General features: G+C 70.6%; 17 protein-coding genes and 3 tRNA genes. 12 read left to right on the forward strand and 8 right to left on the reverse strand.

Annotated elements, in window-relative coordinates:
- Positions 1-229 precede the first annotated feature (229 nt).
- Positions 230-1237 carry a PmoA family protein gene (locus tag O7626_RS08430; RefSeq protein ID WP_278060587.1) on the forward strand — a complete coding sequence of 336 codons (1008 nt, stop codon included), beginning with the start codon at positions 230-232 and terminating at the stop codon, positions 1235-1237.
- A 23-nt stretch (positions 1238-1260) separates the two neighbouring features.
- Here O7626_RS08430 and O7626_RS08435 read toward each other — a convergent pair whose 3' ends face one another.
- The 4 genes from O7626_RS08435 to O7626_RS08450 form a co-directional block, all read right to left on the reverse strand.
- The gene (locus O7626_RS08435) at positions 1261-2097 is read right to left on the reverse strand and encodes a carbohydrate ABC transporter permease (protein ID WP_278060588.1); all 837 of its coding nucleotides are present in this window, start codon (positions 2095-2097) and stop codon (positions 1261-1263) included.
- Positions 2094-3059, reverse strand: a complete 966-nt coding sequence (locus O7626_RS08440; protein WP_278060589.1) for a sugar ABC transporter permease — start codon at positions 3057-3059, stop codon at positions 2094-2096. The genes O7626_RS08435 and O7626_RS08440 overlap by 4 nt, the downstream gene beginning before the upstream one ends.
- Positions 3060-3280: 221 nt before the next feature.
- On the reverse strand, positions 3281-3862 hold the full coding sequence (locus O7626_RS08445; RefSeq protein ID WP_278060590.1) for a TIGR03086 family metal-binding protein: 582 nt from the start codon (positions 3860-3862) through the stop codon (positions 3281-3283).
- Positions 3863-3961: 99 nt separating this feature from the next.
- Complete coding sequence (locus O7626_RS08450; RefSeq protein WP_278060591.1) at positions 3962-4564, reverse strand: TetR family transcriptional regulator C-terminal domain-containing protein; 603 nt, start codon at positions 4562-4564, stop codon at positions 3962-3964.
- A 305-nt stretch (positions 4565-4869) separates the two neighbouring features.
- On the opposite strand from O7626_RS08450, the gene O7626_RS08455 reads away from it, so the two are divergent.
- The 5 genes from O7626_RS08455 to O7626_RS08475 all read left to right on the forward strand — a co-directional run bounded on the left by O7626_RS08455 (position 4870) and on the right by O7626_RS08475 (position 8587).
- Positions 4870-7116: a TRAP transporter fused permease subunit gene (locus tag O7626_RS08455; protein WP_278060592.1), complete on the forward strand. Its 2247-nt coding sequence runs from the start codon at positions 4870-4872 to the stop codon at positions 7114-7116.
- Positions 7113-8132, forward strand: a complete 1020-nt coding sequence (locus O7626_RS08460) for a TAXI family TRAP transporter solute-binding subunit (RefSeq protein ID WP_278060593.1) — start codon at positions 7113-7115, stop codon at positions 8130-8132. Before O7626_RS08455 ends, O7626_RS08460 begins: the two co-directional genes overlap by 4 nt.
- Positions 8133-8325: 193 nt before the next feature.
- Positions 8326-8398: transfer RNA gene (locus tag O7626_RS08465), tRNA-Gly, on the forward strand.
- A 32-nt stretch (positions 8399-8430) separates the two neighbouring features.
- Positions 8431-8501: transfer RNA gene (locus tag O7626_RS08470), tRNA-Cys, on the forward strand.
- An 11-nt stretch (positions 8502-8512) separates the two neighbouring features.
- Positions 8513-8587: transfer RNA gene (locus tag O7626_RS08475), tRNA-Val, on the forward strand.
- 388 nt (positions 8588-8975) lie between these two features.
- Here O7626_RS08475 and O7626_RS08480 read toward each other — a convergent pair.
- Positions 8976-10067 (reverse strand): IS630 family transposase, encoded by a 1092-nt coding sequence (locus tag O7626_RS08480; RefSeq protein ID WP_278060594.1) that lies wholly within the window; start codon positions 10065-10067, stop codon positions 8976-8978.
- 128 nt (positions 10068-10195) lie between these two features.
- Between O7626_RS08480 and O7626_RS08485 the strand changes: the two genes are divergently transcribed.
- The 5 genes from O7626_RS08485 to O7626_RS08505 all read left to right on the forward strand — a co-directional run bounded on the left by O7626_RS08485 (position 10196) and on the right by O7626_RS08505 (position 12007).
- On the forward strand, positions 10196-10420 hold the full coding sequence (locus O7626_RS08485; protein ID WP_278060595.1) for a hypothetical protein: 225 nt from the start codon (positions 10196-10198) through the stop codon (positions 10418-10420).
- Complete coding sequence (locus O7626_RS08490; protein ID WP_278060596.1) at positions 10395-10631, forward strand: hypothetical protein; 237 nt, start codon at positions 10395-10397, stop codon at positions 10629-10631. Before O7626_RS08485 ends, O7626_RS08490 begins: the two co-directional genes overlap by 26 nt.
- Positions 10632-10660: 29 nt before the next feature.
- Positions 10661-10792: a hypothetical protein gene (locus O7626_RS08495; protein WP_278060597.1), complete on the forward strand. Its 132-nt coding sequence runs from the start codon at positions 10661-10663 to the stop codon at positions 10790-10792.
- A gap of 430 nt (positions 10793-11222) precedes the next feature.
- The gene (locus O7626_RS08500; RefSeq protein WP_278060598.1) at positions 11223-11345 is read left to right on the forward strand and encodes a hypothetical protein; all 123 of its coding nucleotides are present in this window, start codon (positions 11223-11225) and stop codon (positions 11343-11345) included.
- Positions 11342-12007 carry a response regulator transcription factor gene (locus tag O7626_RS08505; protein ID WP_278060599.1) on the forward strand — a complete coding sequence of 222 codons (666 nt, stop codon included), beginning with the start codon at positions 11342-11344 and terminating at the stop codon, positions 12005-12007. The genes O7626_RS08500 and O7626_RS08505 overlap by 4 nt, the downstream gene beginning before the upstream one ends.
- 170 nt (positions 12008-12177) lie before the next feature.
- On the opposite strand, the gene O7626_RS08510 is transcribed toward O7626_RS08505, so the two are convergent.
- Positions 12178-13332 (reverse strand): monooxygenase, encoded by a 1155-nt coding sequence (locus tag O7626_RS08510; protein ID WP_278060600.1) that lies wholly within the window; start codon positions 13330-13332, stop codon positions 12178-12180.
- Positions 13333-13646: 314 nt separating this feature from the next.
- Here O7626_RS08510 and O7626_RS08515 point away from each other — a divergent pair, with 314 nt between their 5' ends.
- Positions 13647-15797 (forward strand): MMPL family transporter, encoded by a 2151-nt coding sequence (locus tag O7626_RS08515; protein WP_278060601.1) that lies wholly within the window; start codon positions 13647-13649, stop codon positions 15795-15797.
- Positions 15798-15972: 175 nt separating this feature from the next.
- Here O7626_RS08515 and O7626_RS08520 read toward each other — a convergent pair whose 3' ends face one another.
- Both O7626_RS08520 and O7626_RS08525 read right to left on the reverse strand, forming a co-directional pair.
- The gene (locus O7626_RS08520) at positions 15973-17442 is read right to left on the reverse strand and encodes a HAMP domain-containing sensor histidine kinase (protein WP_278060602.1); all 1470 of its coding nucleotides are present in this window, start codon (positions 17440-17442) and stop codon (positions 15973-15975) included.
- Positions 17439-18131: a response regulator transcription factor gene (locus O7626_RS08525; protein WP_347404763.1), complete on the reverse strand. Its 693-nt coding sequence runs from the start codon at positions 18129-18131 to the stop codon at positions 17439-17441. Before O7626_RS08525 ends, O7626_RS08520 begins: the two co-directional genes overlap by 4 nt.
- Between the last annotated feature and the right edge of the window lie 366 nt (positions 18132-18497).

Here is an 18497-nt window from a genome sequence, read left to right on the forward strand (position 1 = left end):
GCGCCGACTGTCGAGCTGGGCGCACGCACGGGACACCCGGCCCCGCTCGCGCTCCCGGCGGGCGGGTGCACAGGCGGGGCAGCTCGACAGTCTCGCCACCGGACACTCGCCGGCCAACCGGCCCTGGTGAGCCGCCGCGACGACGCGATGGTCGGCGGTGGCCGGTCGGCGGACGGACGGCGCATCGCCGTTCCCCCGCGGGCGCCACCGTCGGTACCCTGTCGGATCAGTGGAAGCGCTTTCCCACCCGGTGCCGCCCGACCGGCACCGGATCGACGCCAGCGACGGACCGAGGACGGCGAGCATGGGCGAGGACCTGACCGGGGTACGGCTGCGATTGCGTGGCGAGACCGTGGCGGAGTACGTCCTCGACGACCCGTTCGTCGAGCCGCGCTGGGGACGCCGGCCGTACCTGCATCCGGTGCGTACCCTCGGCGGGGTGGTGGTGACCGACACGCTGCCCGAGGACCACCGCTGGCACCTCGGGGTCTCGGTCGCCGTGCAGGACGTCTCCGGCAGCAACCTCTGGGGCGGCAGGACCTACGTGCGGGACGTCGGCTACACCTGGCGGGACGACCACGGCCGGATCGTGCACGACGACTGGCTCCCCGACCTTCTGGCCGGTGCGGCTCCCGGCGGCGCGACTCCCGACGGCGCGGTGCGCGGCAATGCGGCTTCCGGGACGTGTGACGACGGGTTCGCGGAGCGGCTGTGCTGGCTGGATCCGGCCGGCGCCACCCTGCTGACCGAGGAGCGCCGGGTGGCCGCCACCGAGCTGGCCGGCCGGGACGACGCCTGGCTGCTCGACTTCGGCTACACCCTGACCGCGCCGACCGACCGGGACATCGTGCTCGGCAGCCCGGCCACCAACGGCCGGCCGGACGGCGCCGGCTACGGCGGGTTCTTCTGGCGGGTCGCCCCGGGGCGGCACCGGGCGTTCAGCTTGGCTGCCGACGGGGAGGAGCGGGTCAACGGCAGTACCGAACCGTGGCTCGCGTTGGCCGGCGCGGCGGGCGACGGCCGGGCGTACACGTTGGTCTTCGCCGGCCTTGCCGACGGCGACCACTGGTTCGTGCGGACCGGGATCTATCCCGGGGTCTGCGTCGCGCTCGCCTTCGCGCGGACCCTGCCGGTGCCGGCCGGCGGCACCGTCCGGCGCCGGCACCGGATCGTGGTCGCGGACGGCGGGTTGACCCGCGACGAGATCGTGCGGCTGGCACCGGTCCTCGCCGGCTGACCGGCGCCAACCCGGGTCGCTGGTCAGCCCTTCAGGCCGGAGGTCGCGATCCCCTCGACCAGATAGCGCTGGAAAGCCAGGAAGAAGAGCATCACCGGGACGATGCTCAGCACCGACATGGCGAACATCGGGCCGAACGCCGACTCGCTGGTCTGGTCGATGAAGAGACGCAGCGCCAGCGGCAGGGTGTAGGACTCCGGGTCGTTGAGGTAGACGAGCTGGCTGAAGAAGTCGTTCCAGGTCCAGATGAAAGTGAAGATCGCGGTGGTGACCAGGGCCGGCTTGAGCAGCGGCAGGATCACGTACCGGAAGGTGAGCACCGGGCCGCAGCCGTCGATCTCGGCCGCGTCGTCCAGCTCCCGGGGTAGACCCCGGATGAACTGCACCATCAGGAAGACGAAGAACGCGTCGGTGGCGAGCAGCTTGGGCAGGATCAGCGGGACGAAGGTGCCGACCAGGTCGAGCTGCTGGAAGATCGTGTACTGCGGGATCAGCACCACGTGGTACGGCAGCATGATGGTCAGCAGGGTGAACGCGAACAGCGGCCCGCGCAGCCTGAACCGCAGCCGGGCGAAGGCGTACGCGGCCAGGGCGCAGGAGACCAGGTTCCCGATCACCGCGCCGACCGCCACGACCACCGAGTTGGTGAAGAACCGCCAGACGCCGATCCCGGCGATCCCGTCCAGGGCGGCGGAGTAGTTCTCCGGCGCCAGCCGGCTCGGCAGCAGGCTCAGGCTGGAGAGGATCTCGTCGGTCGGCTTGACCGAGGTGGACAGCAGCCACACCACCGGATACAGCAGCAGGGCCAATACCCCGATGATCAGCGCGTGCCAGCCCGCCGTACGCAGCCGTGTGCTCACCGGTCCTCCCCGGAGTAGAACACCCAGCGGCGCGAGGTGCCGAAGAACAGTGCCGTGACGATCGCGATGACGAGCAGCAGCAGCCAGGCCATCGCCGAGGCGTAGCCCATCCGGAACTGCGAGAATCCGCGCTCGTAGAGGTAGAGCGTGTAGAACAGGGTCGAGTTGCTCGGCCCGCCCCGGCCACCGCTGACGATGAACGCCGGGGTGAACGCCTGGAAGGCGTGGATCGTCTCCAGCACCAGGTTGAACAGGATGATCGGGGAGAGCATCGGCAGGGTCACCGAGCGGAAGGTGCGCCAGGCGCCGGAGCCGTCGACGGCGGCGGCGTCGTACAGCTCGGTCGGGATCTGCTTGAGCCCGGCCAGGAAGATCACCATCGGGGCGCCGAACTGCCAGACGGCCAGGATGATCAGCACGTAGAGCGCGTAGTCCGGCTCGTTGATCCAGCCGCCGGTGTCCCAGCCGAAGTTGCCGGTGACCGAGTCGACCACACCGGCGTCGGTGAACATCGCCCGCCAGACCAGCGCGATGGCCACCCCGGTGCCGAGCAGCGACGGGGCGTAGAAGGCCGATCGGTAGAAGCCCTGTCCGCGCCGCCTGCGGTTCAGCAGCAGGGCGACGGCGAGGGCGGCGGCCAGCTTCAGCGGTACGGAGACCAGTACGTACGTCGCGGTGACCCTGGCCGAGGCGAGGAACCGCGCGTCGTCGGCGAAGAGCCGCCGGTAGTTCTCCAGCCCGACCCACTCCGGCGAGGTGAACAGGTCGTAGTCGGTGAAGGAGAGGTAGAGCGAGGCGAGCATCGGTCCGACGGTCAGCAGCAGCGCCCCGAGCACCCAGGGGGAGAGGAAGAGGTACGCGATCCCGGGCCGGTTGCGTTGGTATCGGGGCCGGGCTCCGGCGGCGGTGCCGTCCGGCGCGGCGGGCCGGGGCGGCGGCCTGCGCAGGGTCCCAGTTGTCATGGTCGAATTCCCATCGGCTCCTGGTGGCCACGCCCGCGCCGGGCGGGGTGCGCGCCCCCGGGTGGCGAGGCGGTGTGATGAAACCATTCAACAAGCCGCACGAAGGTACCGCCGACGAGCGGAGCCTGTCAACGGAGGCTACCTCGACCAGCTTCGGGCCGGTGTGGGTCGGCCGATTGTCGGGGCGGTATGAATCGATTCAGTGTTTGAACCGCCGTCGATCAGGACCCCGGACGCCAACCCGGATCCCGGCCGAACGCCGCGACGAGCCGGTCCTGCGCGCTCGCCCCCGGCGGCACCGGTACGTCCGGCGCGGTCAGCCCGCTGTCCCGGTACATCGAGGTGTGCTCGGCGAACCAGCGGGCGCACTCGTCCACCCCGGCCGGGTCGAGCCCGGGCTCGACACCGATCGCGACCGCCAGGTCCCAGCCGTGCACCAGGTGCTCGGCCAGCAACTGGTGCAGGTACTCCCGACCCGGCGTCGGCCCGGCCGACAGCTCCACCGTGCGGTCCAGTACGCCCGGCTCGGAAACCGCCCGGCACGCCTGCTCGGCCGCGTCCCGGGCCGAGCCGGCCGGGTCGTCGCCGAGCAGGTCACCGGAGAACCGGTCGCCGACCTCGGCCAGCGACGCGCCGCCGAAGAGCGGCACAGACCAGCGCTCCTCCCCGACCACGTGGCCCACCAGAGCCCGGACGTCCCAGTCGGCACAGGGGGTGGCCGCGTCCCACCGGTCCGGCCCCACCTCGCCCACCCGGTCGGCGAAGTCCGCCACCGTCCGCCGGTACGTCGTCAGCAAGTCCATGCTGCGATTCTGCCCGGCGCCGCGCCCGTCCGCCGCCGAAGCGCGGGGTGTGCCGGGGCCGCCGGGGCCTCGGCCGGGACGGCCCGACCCCGTACCCGCTCAGTCCAGTTGGGCGGGGAGCAGCCCGAGTTCGCGGGCGACCGAGAGCCGGACCCACTCGGTGAGCTGCCGGCGCGGAATCACCCGGTCGTGCACCGCGAGCTGCACGGCGAGCCCGTCGATCAGGGCGTTGATCCGCCACGCGGCCCCGGCCGGGTCGTCGCAGCTGAACACCCCGTCGGTCACCCCGGCCGCGATCACCTCGCCGAGCCCCTCCCGGCGGCGCAGGTCCAGCCGCCGCGACACCTTCTCCAGCTCGGGGGTGCGCAGCGACTCCGACCAGCCGTCGATCCACATCGCCCAGGACCGGGACCGGCCCGGCGGGGCGTAGAGGCGGAGCAGCTTCTTCAACTTGGCCAGCGGGGTGGCGGGGGAGCGGAGCACCGCCTCGACCCGGGCCAGGTCCTGCTCGGCGGCGTACGCGAACGCCTGGGCGACCAGCCGCTCCTTGGTGGCGAAGTGGTAGAAGACCAGCGCCTGGCTCACCCCGGCGGCCTGGGCCACGTCCGCCGTACGCGTGTTGGCCAGCCCCCGCGTCGCGATCACGTCGCAGGCGGTGCGTAGTAGCGCATCCAGGCGCACCTCTGCCGCACGTCTCGTCACGCGGTTACGTTAGCCCATTCCGGCGAAGACAATAAGCTATCAACACGACGGATAAGTTACTAGCGGGTCAGACTGTCCACTAGCGCATCAGAAGCCGCACGCCCGGGTACCGGCACGCCGGCCATCGCCGCAGCACCGCCGCATCCGGGGGCCGATCGCGGGGCGGCGAAAGATCGGCAACCGTCGGTACCGCGTAGTAGTGTCCGCTCATGCCAGACGGTGTGGCCGAAGTCCCTCCGCCGACATCCGCCGGAGCTGGACCGGCGCCGGAAAGTGTCCCGACCGGGCGGACCGAGCCGCCCGCCGTGGCTGCCCCGGACGTCGCCGCCGTCGCGGTGACCTACGACGACGAGGAGCGGCCGGCCCGCCAGCTGAGTGGACCGGTCGAGGCGGCGGTGGCGGCGGTCGCCTTCGCCGTCGCGCTGCTGGTGCTCTGGCAGGTGTTCCGGCCACTGGCCCAGGGCAGCCAGTTCTATCTGATCGTCTTCCTCACCGGCGTGCTGCCGTTGGCCTTCCTCGCCTACCGGTCCGGCCTGCGCCTGCCGCACGGGCTGGCACGCCGCCTGCCGGATGCGCTGGCACGCCGCCTGCCGGACGGAGTGGCACGCCGCCTGCCGGATGCGCTGGCACGCCGACCGCCGGACGGGGCGGCGCGCGGACTGCCGGCGGGCGCCGCTGGCCGGGTACCCGATCCGGGTGCTCCGGGTGCGGCGCGGCGGGACCTGCCGACGGTGCCGGACTGGCTGCTGGCCGGTCTGGCCCTGGTGGTCTGCCTCTATCCGGTGCTGCCGCTGGCGATCGGCGACGCCGGCGGGGGCTACGACGCCTTCCTCGACCGGCAGGGCCTGCTCGCCCCGGTCGACGTGGTGATGGGCGCGCTGCTGCTGGTCCTGCTGGTCGAGGCGTGCCGACGCACCACCGGTTGGATCCTGCCGGTGGTCTGCCTGCTCTTCCTCGGCTACGGCTACTACGGCGGGCTGCTGCCGCAGAGCTGGGCGATCGCGCACGCCGGCCTCGACTTCGGACAGATCGTCGACGCGCTCTACAACTCCGGCAGCGGCTTCTACGGCACCCCGCTGGACGTCGCCGCCACCTACATCGTGCTGTTCACGATCTACGGCGCGGTGCTCGACCTCTCCGGCGCGGGCCGGTTCTTCGTCGACCTGTCGGTGGCCGCGTTCCGGCGCTCCCGCAGCGCCGCCGGCCGCACCGCCGTCGCCTCCGGCTTCCTGCTCGGCACCGTCTCCGGCTCCGGCACCGCGACGGCGGTCAGCGTCGGCGCGGTCACCTGGCCGATCCTGCGCCGCGCCGGCTATCCCGCCGAACACGCCGGCGGGATGCTGGCGGCAGCCGGGGTCGGCGCGATCCTCTCGCCGCCCACCCTGGGCGCGGCGGCCTTCATCGTCGCCGAGTACCTCGAGGTCTCCTACCTGACCGTGCTCGGCTGGGCGGTGATCCCGACCCTGCTCTACTACCTCGGCATCCTGCTCGCCGTCGAGATCGACGCCCGCCGGTTCAAGGTACGCCCGGTCGAGGTGGCCACCGGGTCCGCCTGGCGGCTGCTGGCCCGGTTCGGCTACCACTTCTCCTCGCTGCTGGTCATCGTCGTGCTGCTGGCGGTCGGGCTGAGCGCCACCCGGGCGGTCGTCTACGCCACCGTGCTCGCGGTGCTGCTCAGCTTCCTCGACCGGCGGCACCGGCTGACCCCGGGGCGGCTCTACACCGCGCTCTCCGCCGGGGTCCGCGGGGTGCTCCCGGTCGCGGCGGTCTGCGGCGCCGCCGGCATCATCACCGCCACCACCACCAAGACCGGGCTCGGCGCCCAGTTCGCCTCGCTGCTGGTCCGGGCCGCCGAGGCGGTCACCGACAACCCCACGGTGGTACTCGCGCTCACCGTGCTCCTCGCGGCGGTGGCGCTCTCGCTGCTCGGGCTCGCCGTACCGGTCACCGCCTCGTTCATCATCGGCTGGGTGATCATCGGGCCGGCCCTGCTGGCGCTCGGCGTACCGGCCCCGGCCGCGGCGATGTTCGTCTTCTACTACTCGGTGCTCTCCGAGGTGACCCCGCCGACCGCACTGGCGGCGGTGGGTGCGGCGGCGATCACCGGCGGCCGGACCGTGCCGACCATGTGGCAGGCGCTCAAGTACGCCCTGCCGGCCTTCCTCGCCCCGATCGCCTTCGTGCTCACCGGGCCGGGGGAGTACCTGCTCGGCCGCGGCTCACCGGTCGAGGTGCTCTGGGCCGGGCTGGTCGGCTGTCTCGGCGTGGCGGCGCTGGCGGTGGCGACCGGCGGCTGGGTGCTCGGCGTCGGGCCGGCCGGAACGATCGAGCGGGCGCTCGGCGGCCTCGCCGGGCTGCTGCTGCTCTACCTGCACCCGGTGTCGATCGCGATCGGCGCCGGGCTGGCCGTCGCCGCCGTGCTGACGGCACTCGCCCGCCGACGCCGAGACCGAGATCGAGACCCCGGCGCGGGGGACGCCGGTCGGTCGGGCGGTGGCGTCGGCCTGGACAGCCCCGATATCTGTTCGAGCGTGGGAGAGGATGTCAGATGAGGCGTACGACGAGGATCCTGGCGGCGGTCGTCGCCACCGGGCTGGGCCTGACCGGGCTGGCCGGCTGCGGCGGACGGCAGGACACGGCAAGTACCGACGCGGGTGGCGAGATCAGCTGCGAGGTGGGTACGGAGACCCGGATCGGGATCGCCACCGGCAACGCGACAGGGGTCTACTTCGCGCTCGGCAACGCGTACGCCGAGCAGGTCTCCAACGCGCCGGGCAGCAGGGTGAAGGCGACCGCCGCCGAGACCGGGGCCTCGGTGCAGAACATCCAGCAGCTCGTCGCCGGCACGTACGCGGTGGCGTTCTCGCTCGCCGACACCGCCGCCGACGCGGTGCAGGGCACCGGCAGCTTCGACGGGCAGCGGCAGCCGGTGCAGGCGCTGGCCCGGATCCACACCAACTACACCCAGGTGATCGTGCGCAACGGCGCCGGGATCAGCTCGGTGGCCGACATGCGGGGCAAGCGGATCTCGACCGGGTCGCCGAAGTCGGGTACGGAGGTGATCGCGAACCGCCTGCTCCAGGCGGCCGGCCTGGACCCGGCCAAGGACGTCCAGGCGCAGCGGCTGGACCTGGCCAAGACCGTGGACGGGATGAAAGACGGCTCGATCGACGCGCTGTTCTGGTCGGGCGGACTGCCCACCCCCGGCATCACCGACCTGCTCACCACCGCCAAGGGTCAGGTCGCCTTCCTGGACATCACGCCGTTGTTGCCGGAGCTGAAGAAGATCAACCCGGTGTACGAGGAGGGCACCATCCCGGCCGCCACCTACGGCACTCCGGCCGAGGTCAGGACCATCGTGGTGCCGAACGTCCTGCTGGTGAAGGACGACCTCGACGCCAACCTGGTCTGCGTGCTGACCAAGGCGCTCTTCGACCGGAAACCCCAGTTGGAGCAGGCCAACGCGGCGGCCAGGGAGATCAGCCTGGACACCGCCCGGAAGACCGACCCGGTACCCCTGCACCGCGGTGCCGGCAAGGCCCTCGACGACCTGAACGCCGCGAAGTAATCAGCCACCGCCGGAGCCACCGTCCCGTTCGCCCCGCGCCGTCCCTCCCCTTCATTCCAGGTTCCTAGGATGCTATAGGGGGGGCGCGGGGGACGCCTCTGGCCTACTGACCCGCCGCGCGGGCCCCCGAGTTGGCATCTGTTCGCGGGCTCGGCTAAAGTTCTCATCCGTCACCAGGAAACACCGGAGACAAGCGGACGTAGCGCAGTTGGTAGCGCATCACCTTGCCAAGGTGAGGGTCGCGGGTTCGAGTCCCGTCGTCCGCTCGGAGATGCCGCCACAAGTCGGGGGCTACCTCGGTGGAGTGGCCGAGAGGCGAGGCAACGGCCTGCAAAGCCGTGTACACGGGTTCAAATCCCGTCTCCACCTCGGTCAAACGAGGGCGATTGGCGCAGTGGGAGCGCGCTTCCTTGACACGGAAGAGGTCACTGGTTCAAACCCAGTATCGCCCACCAGCTATACAAGCAGGTCATACGGCTCGTTACCGGATCTTCGGTAACGAGCCGTTCTGCTTGTGCTCCTTACGATGGGAGCAAACTGGGAGCAGTGATTCGCGCCGGGGGTTGGGCGGCAGGGGTTGTTGCGTCCGGCCGATTTCCAGCTTGCGCCCATCCGGGACGGGGTGGGCGCGGCGAGCCGACCGTGGTTTACGGCCCGGGGTTCCCCGCGTGTCGTCGCGGCTGTGAGTGGATGTCTGGCGGCGGGTGGCGTCGCTGGGGGAGCGCTTGATCGGCCTCCCGTCCGCACCCTTCAGCTCTCATCGATCAACTCGCGGTCGGACTGCACCGTGAGAATCGTGAGGCTATCGGACTGAGTTCCCGCCGAGAGTTCCCGCCGCGCCAGCTAGTGTGCTGCGCCGGAAATTCGCCTACAAAATCGGGCGAGTGATTCGAGGATTTCCTCGGCGGTCTTGGTCCAGATGAACGGGCGTGGGTTGCTGTTCCAGGCGGCGATCCACGCCCGGATATCGGCCTCGAGGGACCGGACGCTCTTGTGGGCGCCGCGGCGGATCTTCTGCTCGGTGAGGTAGCCGAACCAGCGTTCGACCTGGTTGATCCAGGACGAGCCGGTCGGGGTGAAGTGCATGTGGAAGCGGGGATGGCGGGCCAGCCAGGCCCGGACGGCCGGGGTCTTGTGGGTGCCGTAGTTGTCGCAGATCAGGTGGATGTCGAGGTCGGCGGGCACGGTCTTGTCGATCGTGGTCAGGAACGTGCGGAACTCGGTGGCACGGTGCTGCCGGTGCAGTTCACTGATGACGGTGCCGTCGGCGATGTTGAACGCGGCGAACAGGCTGGTGATGCCGTGCCGGTGGTAGTCGTGCGTACGCCGCTCCGGCATGCCCGGCATCATCGACAGTATCGGCTGGGACCGGTCCAACGCCTGGATCTGGGACTTCTCGTCCACGCACAGCACCACCGCCCGCTCCGGCGGGTTGTGGTACAGGCCGACCACGTCGACGACCTTGGCGACGAACTGCGGATCGGTCGACAGCTTGAACGTGTCCGCGCGGTGGGGTTTAAGGCCGAAGTCCCGCCAGATCCGGCCGATCGTCGACTTCGACAGCCCCGACCGCTGCGCCATCAAGGTGCGGGACCAGTGCGTGGCGTTACGCGGCGTCTGCTCCAAGGTCGTCACCACGACGTCCTCGACCCGGTCCAGGCCGATCGACGGTGGACGGCCCGGCCGCTGCTCATCGATCAGCCCGTCCAGCCGCAGTTTCAGAAACCGCCGCCGCCACTTCCCCACAGTGGACAGGTGGACGTTCAACTCGGCCGCCACCTCGACGTTCGAGGCGCCCTCGGCACACGCCAGGATGATCCGTGACCGCATCGCCAGTACCTGCGAAGACTTCGCCCGCCGTGACCACCGCGTCAACGTCACACGCTCCTCATCCGTCAACGTCAACGGCGGGGTCGGACGCCCGGTTCTCGGCATCTCCGCAGCCTACACCCACTTATAAGGCGAACTTCCGGCGCGACACACTAGACCCGGACGTCTACCCCCTGGGCGACTTCCCCGAGCTCTACCACGAACGGTGGACCCTGGAAACCGCGATCGGTGATGTGGAAACCCGGCTACGCGGCGGTGCCGAGGTCGTGCTGCGCTCCGGCCGCCCGGACCTGGTCTACCAGGAGGTCTACGCACTGCTCTGCGTCTACCAGGCCATCCGCGCGCTGATCGTGGCCGGTGCCGAGCACGCCGACCTCGACCCCGACCGCATATCGTTCACCCGCACCCTTCAAGCAGCCGCGCGTCACGTCAGTGACGACGCGGCCTTTTCCCCCTGACGACCTCACCGACCTGGTCAACGACGTCATCTACGAAATCACCGACGAACGCAACCTGCTACCCGCCACACCCCGCAACCGCAGCTTCGCCCGCCAGCAACGACAACCCGGCCGCCGCTACCCCCGCCAGACCGACGACTACAAGAAACCCCTACCACCCCGCACGACGATCAGACTGTGGATCCTGACCAGGCCAGACACGCTAAGTTGACGGCATTGGGCCATGGCCTGCTCATGGCAGTGCAGGCCGCAACGGAACTGGACCGTTACTGGAGCAAGTTCCTCACCGACGTCCCGTTCATACTGATTCTCGCCATCGGGATCTACCTGTGGCGACCGATCATGAAACACGACCAGGTCGCCACGGTGTAATACACCGGCCCGGCCCGCGGTCAGATGGTTTCCCTGCGGGCCGGGCACCTCAACCCGGGCGTGGAGCGAGTCGTTCTTCGGCCGTCTCAAGGACGAGTACCGCGGTTTGATCAGACGTCCGGGACGCGGTGGCGTGGTTGCCATCTTGATTGCGGATGGATGACCGGCAGCCGCGCCCTCGGCCTGCCTTCTGGAATCCCCCGGTTCGAACCCAGTGTCGCCCACTCGGGTTACGTTCGCGATCATTTCGCGAGCTGGCATCTGTGCCCTGGTCGAGATATCGGCCGGGCCTCTTTGCTGTTTATTTCGATCTTGTCGAGCGCGAGGTCGCAGGGGACTGCGCGGGCACGACACCGGCCCGCCGACCAACCCGCGCCCTCGGCCGGCCGGCCTGAACGCCGTTTTAACAGTCGTCTCAGGATCGCTCAGTATGAAGAAGGCATCGCCGGGCGACGCGGGTCCCGGCCTCGTCGGCATGGCCGAACGCGCCGCGCTTCACGGCGGCATGGTTCAGCACCGGACGGCCGCGACCCTGAAAGGCAGCCATTCATGATCTCGGTGCTCGTGGCGGACGCCCAGCCGATGCAGCGCCTCGGCTTACGCATGCTGCTGGAGAACACCCCCGAAACCGAAATCGTCGGCGAGGCCGAGGACGGCGCCGAGGCCGTTCGGCGGATCACCGAGCTGCGTCCCGACGTGGTGCTGATGGACATCCGCATGCCGGGCGTCGACGGGATCGAGGCCACCCGGCGCATCGTCGCTGCCGGTGGGCGTTCGCGGGTCCTGGTGCTGACGACGTTCGACTCGGACCGGTACGCGTTCGCCGCACTGCGGGCCGGGGCGAGCGGTTTCCTGCTCAAGGACATCCGCCCGGAGGAACTGCTCGCCGGCATCCGGGCCGTCGCCGCCGGGGATTCGGTGATCGCGCCGGCGCTGACTCGGCGGCTGCTCGACGCGTTCGCCGACCGGCTAGACGATGACCTCTGCGGGCCCGTGCGGGAGGATCCCCGGCTGGACCTACTGACCGACCGCGAGCGCGAGGTCCTCGTCGCCATCGGCCACGGCCTGACCAACGGCGAGATCGCGCAGCGGTTCACGCTGTCGGAGTCGACGGTGAAGACCCACGTCGGGCGGGTCCTCGCCAAGATCGGCGCACGGGACCGGATCCAGGCCGTCATCCTCGCCTATAACCTGAGACTCACCCGGCCGGTTTAGCACATCATCTCGCGCGTGCGTCGAAGGCGCGACCGTAGTTCCCAGCCGCTCCGCCGCCCGGTCCGCCGGCAGCCGCCCACCGCACCGCCCGTTCAGTGCGGACGTGTGTGAGCTCAGAGCCGCCTTTCGGCTCGTCGACCTCGGTGAGCTCACACACGTTCGACGCTTCGTCAGGACTCGCGGGGGGAGACCGTCATGATGCCCGTGCACATCTCGTCGCTGGTGCCGTCGCCCCACACCACGTAGCGGGGCGGCAGCTTCTTCAGCTGAGGCAGCTGTTTGCGCAGCCCCGCGTCGTGCGTACAGGTCACCCGCAGCGTGTCCCCCGGACCGATCTCCACCGGCGACGGCAGCTTCATCAGCCGCTGGTTGTCGAAGTCGAACTGCGGCACGTCCAGCACGACCTTGGCGTTCGGCGTGCCCGGGTTGAGTTCGACCTTCAGCGCCCGCCCGAGCATGTGCATGTGACCGAAACCGGCGAACAGCGTCGTCGGCGCCTCCACCTCGTGGTCGCAGGTCTGGGTGTCACCGGGCTTCGGCACACCGCCCTGGTTGCATTCCTCCACCTGACGGTCCGCCATCTCGCCGACATCCGGCCCGAACCGCTTCGTCACGTCCGCGATCGAGGCCGCCCGGTCACAGAGCGGACCGGACTCGTCGGCGGCGCAGGGCAGGTCGGTCGGCGCGTCGAGCGACCACGTGTCGAGTTCCCGGGTCTGGGGCGTGCCGTCCGTCAGCCGCAGCCGCACCGCCGAGCGGTCCGACCCGGTCGGCTTGCCGTCGGTCGCGAGCAGGTTGTAGTGGATCTGGAGGACGAGCAGGCTGCCCGGCTCCAGCTTGTAGCCGGCGTCCTGGTCGAGCAGCGTCTCCGTGGCACCCGGCGCCCAGGTGTCCACCCACGCCGCGTCCCCCTCTTCGACCTCGGCGCCGGCCACGCCGGTGCCGCCGAAACACTGCCAGCCGAGACCAGGGGTCCTCGCGTCCTGCTTGCGCACCGCGGCAGCGCCGCCCGGCGGCACCGCGTACACGATGGCGTGGTGCGCGATGGCGACGTTCTCCGGTGCGAACTGGGTCCCGGTCAGGAACGCCGTCCTGGTCAGGCCCGGATCGACCATCTGGCACCGGTACTCGTCCGAGCCGCCGCCCTCCGGCGGCGTGGGCGTGTAGGCCTCGGCCATCTTCAGGTCCAGGAACCGCTCGCCGGCGCGCAGCGGCTGCGGTGGAGCCGACGACCCGCCCGCGTGCACGCTGTGCGGGCCGGCCGCTGGGGGCGCCGCACTGTCGGCGTCCGACCCGCAGGCGGGGACAGCAGCGAACGCTGTCACCAGCGTCACGGCGCCCGCTGCAAATTTCCACCGTGGACTGTCAGTCTTCCTCATAATCCAGACGCTAGGACCGATTCCGCCTCGTTTCGTCGTACCGCGGTCGTGATCGTCGGGAGGGAGGCGGTACCGCGGTACTACGCACGGAGCGCGTTCGACCCCCGCACGAGAGCCGTGCCGCGTTGCTCATCCGGTCTAACGGCTGTGTCGCCTGGGCCCTGTCCAACCGGCCTGATCACCGGTTTAACGGTCGTCTCAGCTTCGCTCGGTACGAAGTCGGCCTCAGACAAGCGATGCAACCCGTCAGGAGGCTATTGATGTCAGTCAACGCAGCGCCGCCCAGGGAAGCGCCGCCCGGTCGGTTGGCAGGCCGGTGGGTGCCGTGGCTGGTGATCGGCTTGTGGCTGGCGCTGGCGGCGGTCATGGTGCCGCTGAGCGGAAAGTTGAGCTCGGTCACCACCGACAGAGCCGTGGACACCCTGCCGGCCAGCGCCGAGTCCACCAAGGTGGCGGTGCTGGAGGACAGTCTCCCCGGCGGTGAGGACAACACGTTCGTCTTCGTGTACCACCGCGCCGGCGGCTTGACCGACGCCGACCGCGCGACGGTCGAGCGCCACTACAACGTCTTTGCCAACCGGTACCCGCCGAAGGTGGCGGCCCTGGCCGGCGAGGACGACGAAGGCCCACCGACGAGACTCTCCACCAACGGCAGGGCGATGATGTTCACCCTCGACGTGAGCACGAGCTACGGCGCACCGGAGGCCATCGTCGGCCCGTTGCGTGACGCCGCGAAGGACCGCCCCGCCGGCCTGGAACTCGACGTGACCGGCCCGGCCGCGGTCGACGGCGACATGGACGCCGTCTTCGACGGCATCGACCTACAGGTGTTCCTCACCACCGTCGCCGTCGTCACGCTCCTGCTCATCCTCACCTACCGCAGCCCGGTGTTGTGGTTCATCCCGCTGGTGGTCGTGAGCGCGGCCGCACTGACCGCGATGGCGACCGTCTACCTGCTCGTCAAAGGCTTCGGCATCGTGGTCAACGACCAGAACTCGGCGCTGCTGACGATCCTGGTGTTCGGCGTCGGCACGGACTACGCGCTGTTGCTCATCGCTCGATATCGGGAGACTCTGCACCACCACGAGAACGTCCGGGTCGCGATGGTCCACGCGCTACGCGGCGCGGCGCCGGCTATCGTCGCGTCCGCGGCCACCGTGGTCGCCGGCCTGCTCTGCCTGCTCGTCGCGGACCTGAACAGCACCAGCGGGTTGGGCCCGATCGGTGCGGCCGGCATCCTGTGCGCGCTGGTGGCCATGCTGACGCTGTTCCCGGCGGTGCTCGTGGTACTCGGCAGGCGGATCTTCTGGCCGGCCATCCCACGGTTCAGCGCGACCCTGGACGAGAAGCCGGGGCTGTGGGGACGGCTTGGCGCCGCCATCAGGCGCCGCCGGTGGGTGGCGACGCTCGGCTCGCTCGGAGTCCTCGGCGTGCTCGCCATCGGGCTGTCGGGCAACACCGGCGCCCTGCGGGAGCAGGACCAGTTCCTGTCCGCGCCGGAGTCGGTGACCGGCTTCACCGTTCTGCGCCAGCACTTCCCGGAACTCGGCGGCCAGCCGATGACGATCTACACACGGCCGGCGTACCAGGAGCGGGTGCTCGACGTCGTCAAGGGCACTCGCGGTGTGGCCGTGGCCATCCCAGGTCAGACCAGCGGCGGCTGGGCCGACATCTCCGTGTTCCCGACGGACGCGCCGGACACCGCCGCAGAGTACGACACGATCAAGCGGGTGCGTACCGCCGTGCACGCGGTGAACGGGGCGGAGGCGATCGTCGGCGGGCCGAGTGCGGAGAACCTCGACACCGAGGCGACCACCGGTCGTGACGAGAAGCTGGTGATTCCGCTGGTGCTCGCCGTCGTGCTGATCGTCCTCGGGCTGCTGCTGCGCGCGATCGTGGCCCCGCTGGTCCTGATGGCCACCGTGATCGTCTCGTTCGCCGCAGCCTTCGGCGGCAGCGTATTCGTCTTCGACACGATCCTCGGGTTCAAGGGTGTCGACTATTCGGTGCCGCTGCTGGCATTCCTGTTCCTGGTGGCGCTCGGCGTCGACTACAACATCTTCCTGGTCAGCCGGGCCCGTGAGGAGACCGCGCGTCTCGGCACCAGAGAGGGCATGCTCAAGGCCCTGAAGGCCACCGGTGGAGTCATCACCTCGGCCGGCCTGGTCCTGGCGGCCACGTTCGCGGTCCTCGTCTCGCTTCCGCTGGTGATGCTGATCGAGGTCGGGTTCCTGGTCGCCTTCGGCGTGCTGCTCGACGCCCTGCTGGTGCGGTCGGTCCTGGTGCCCGCCCTCACCCTGCTGATCGGCCGGCGGATCTGGTGGCCGAGCCGGCTGTCCCGTCCGATGGCGGCGCCGCCGAAGGGGCGACACTCGCCCGCCGACGACGAGGAGCCCGCGCTGCAACGGTGAGCACGGCGGCACGGACGAGATCCGGGACGGGGACCCAGGCCCCGTCCCGGATCTTTTTCATGGCCCGACAGTCGCCGCCGGTTGGTCCTGCCGGGACCGGGCCGGCGCACTGCGCGGTGTGCTGCCCCGACAGTGAGTGCCGCGGCGCCCTGCCCGAGGGCCGCCGTCGCCTGTCCTACGCCGCGCCGCCGGGGCGGGGGGCCGTGCTGTCCTCCCCGGCGGCGCGGCGCGCGATCGGGGCGGGCGGGGTCGCGGCCGGCAGGTCGATCCGGAGCAGTGCGCCACCGCGTGCGGAGCGGCCGACGGTGGCCCGGCCGCCGTGGGCGTAGACGACCCGCCGCACGATCGACAGCCCAAGACCGGATCCCGGCAACGCCCGGGCGCTGTCGGCACGGTAGAATCTGTCGAACACCCGCGGTGCGTCGGCGGGGTCGATGCCCGGACCGGCGTCGTCGACCTCGAGCATCGCCGACGCGCCCTCGGCACGGAGCCGGACCTGGACCGGCTGGTCCGGCGGGGACCACTTGCCGGCGTTCTCGACGAGGTTGAGCACCGCCCGCTGGAGCGCAGCGGGACGCCCGTTCACCCACACGGACGTCACGTCGAGCGCGACCTCGATGTCGGGCACGCGGGAACGCGCCTGGGCCGCGGCGGCCACCACCACGTCGGCGAGGTCGAGCAGCTCGGTGCTCTCGTCGCTGACGTCACCGCGTGCCAGGTCGGTCAGCTCGGCGGCAAGGGTGCTCAACTCGGCCACCTGGGCTCCAAGATCATTGAGCAGCCGGGTCCGGCTCTCCGCCGAGAGGGCAGTGTCGAGGGTGCCGCGCCGGTCGAGCCGGACCAGCAGCTCGATGTTGAGGCGCAGGCTGGTGAGCGGGGTCTTGAGCTCGTGGGCGGCGTCCTCGGCGAGCAGCCGTTGGGCCCGCCGGGAATCCCGGAGCGCGGCGAGCATGTCGTTGATCGCCTGGATCAGCCGCCGGATCTCCCCACCGCCCTCGTCCGGGATGTCGGCGTCGAGATCCCGGGTGTGCGCGACACGTACCGCGGCGGCGGTCAGCCGGTCGATCGGTGCCAACCCGGTCCGCGCCACGGTCCGCCCGACAAGGGCGCCGCCGACCACGCAGAGCAGCCCGATCACCAACATGCCAAACCCGAACTGGTTGATCGGGCTGTCGTCGACGACGCGGGCCACCTGGACCGCGCCGTCGCCCGCCCGCAGCGTGTAGATGAGGAAGCCGTCCTCGTCGCTGTCGCCCGACTCCACCAGGTCGGCCAGCCCGCCCTGCGCCACGCGCCCCGCGCGCTCGCTGACCGGAGGCAGCGCGGATTGGCCGGCCGGCGTCCGGGTCGAGCCGTCAGGCAGGATGACCCGCACCAGCCGACCGGATCCGGAGTACGGCGGTAGCTCGACCTGCGCCAGACCGGCGCGCTCCGCGTCCGTCGCCAGGACGCGGGAGTCGGCGCGTAGCTGATTCTCGGCGGTGTCCCGCAGCTGCCAGTCCAGCAGCTCGCTGGCTACCTGAAAGGACATGAACACGCTGACCGCGATGGCCGTCGCCGCGATCACCGTCAGCCTGGTCCGCAGGGACTGCCGGCGCCACCAGCGGGTCAGCCGGCGCGGTTCCCGGCTGGCGGGCCTGCTCACGGAGGAGTCTCCCGCAACGTGTATCCCAGGCCGCGCAGCGTGTAGATCAATCGCGGCTCACCCTCGGCCTCCATCTTTCGGCGCAGGTAGCTCACGTACACCTGAAGGTTGTTGGCGGTGGCGCTCATGTCGAAGCCCCAGATCGCCTCGAACAGCGCGTCGCGGGTCAAGACCCGGGTCGCGTTGCGCACGAGAACCTCCAGGAGGGAGAACTCGGTCCGGGTCAGGTGCAGCGGCCGCCCGCCCCGCCACGCCTCGAACCTGTCGGGATCGACCCGGACATCGGCGAACGACAGGATCTGCGACTCCCCGTCGGCCGGCGTGCGCCGGCGCAGCAGGGCCCGCACCCGGGCCAGCAGCTCCTCGGTGGCGAACGGCTTGGGCAGGTAGTCGTCGGCGCCCGCGTCCAGCCCCGCGACCCGGTCGGAGACCTGGTCACGGGCGGTCAGCATCAGCACCGGCAGACCCTGGCCCGCGGCCCGCAACCGCCGGCAGGTCTCCAACCCGCCGAGGCGGGGCATCATCACGTCGAGGATCAGCAGATCCAGCGCGTCACCGCCGGCCGCACCGACCCCGTCGAGCACAGCGAGACCGTTGGCGACGCTGCTGGTGTCATAACCCTCGACCTGGAGCACCCGCTCCAGCGACTCACGGATGGCCGCGTCATCATCCGCGATCATGATCCGCATGCCGGACCGCCCCCTCCGGTCGATACCTTTGCCGCTTACTCTTCCCGGTCAACCTGAGGACAGGATTAGAGCCGTCGCCGCTGTGGTGCCCGCTGGCCGTGCTCTTACGGACGCTTGCACCTCCCCGAGGTCTCAACGCTTCCGCAACGACATCCGACCCGCCGGCGTGGGACAGTGAGCACCTCGCGTCCGGGGACGGAGTATCGAAGGCCCGGGAGGACGAGAGGACGGCTCGTTGAAGCTGGTGGTGCAGGCCTTGCCGCAGCAGATGCTGTCGGTTGGGAGCACGGGGTCGATGTTCTGGAGGTCGGGTGCTGGGGCCGGTGGTCACCGTCTCCTGGGTGTCCCGGGCGGGCCCGGGACACC

This window comes from Micromonospora sp. WMMD1102 (assembly GCF_029626265.1).
In the GTDB taxonomy this organism is placed as follows: Bacteria; Actinomycetota; Actinomycetes; order Mycobacteriales; family Micromonosporaceae; genus Plantactinospora.

Bases quoted from the DNA above. Each gene is read 5' to 3' on its own strand.
- O7626_RS08505 (WP_278060599.1), top strand. From the start codon at position 11,342: ATGATCTCGGTGCTCGTGGCGGACGCCCAGCCGATGCAGCGCCTCGGC.
- O7626_RS08525 (WP_347404763.1), bottom strand. From the start codon at position 18,131: ATGCGGATCATGATCGCGGATGATGACGCGGCCATCCGTGAGTCGCTG.
- O7626_RS08515 (WP_278060601.1), top strand. From the start codon at position 13,647: ATGTCAGTCAACGCAGCGCCGCCCAGGGAAGCGCCGCCCGGTCGGTTG.
- O7626_RS08460 (WP_278060593.1), top strand. From the start codon at position 7,113: ATGAGGCGTACGACGAGGATCCTGGCGGCGGTCGTCGCCACCGGGCTG.
- O7626_RS08440 (WP_278060589.1), bottom strand. From the start codon at position 3,059: ATGACAACTGGGACCCTGCGCAGGCCGCCGCCCCGGCCCGCCGCGCCG.
- O7626_RS08445 (WP_278060590.1), bottom strand. From the start codon at position 3,862: ATGGACTTGCTGACGACGTACCGGCGGACGGTGGCGGACTTCGCCGAC.
- O7626_RS08500 (WP_278060598.1), top strand. From the start codon at position 11,223: ATGAAGAAGGCATCGCCGGGCGACGCGGGTCCCGGCCTCGTCGGCATG.
- O7626_RS08480 (WP_278060594.1), bottom strand. From the start codon at position 10,067: ATGCCGAGAACCGGGCGTCCGACCCCGCCGTTGACGTTGACGGATGAG.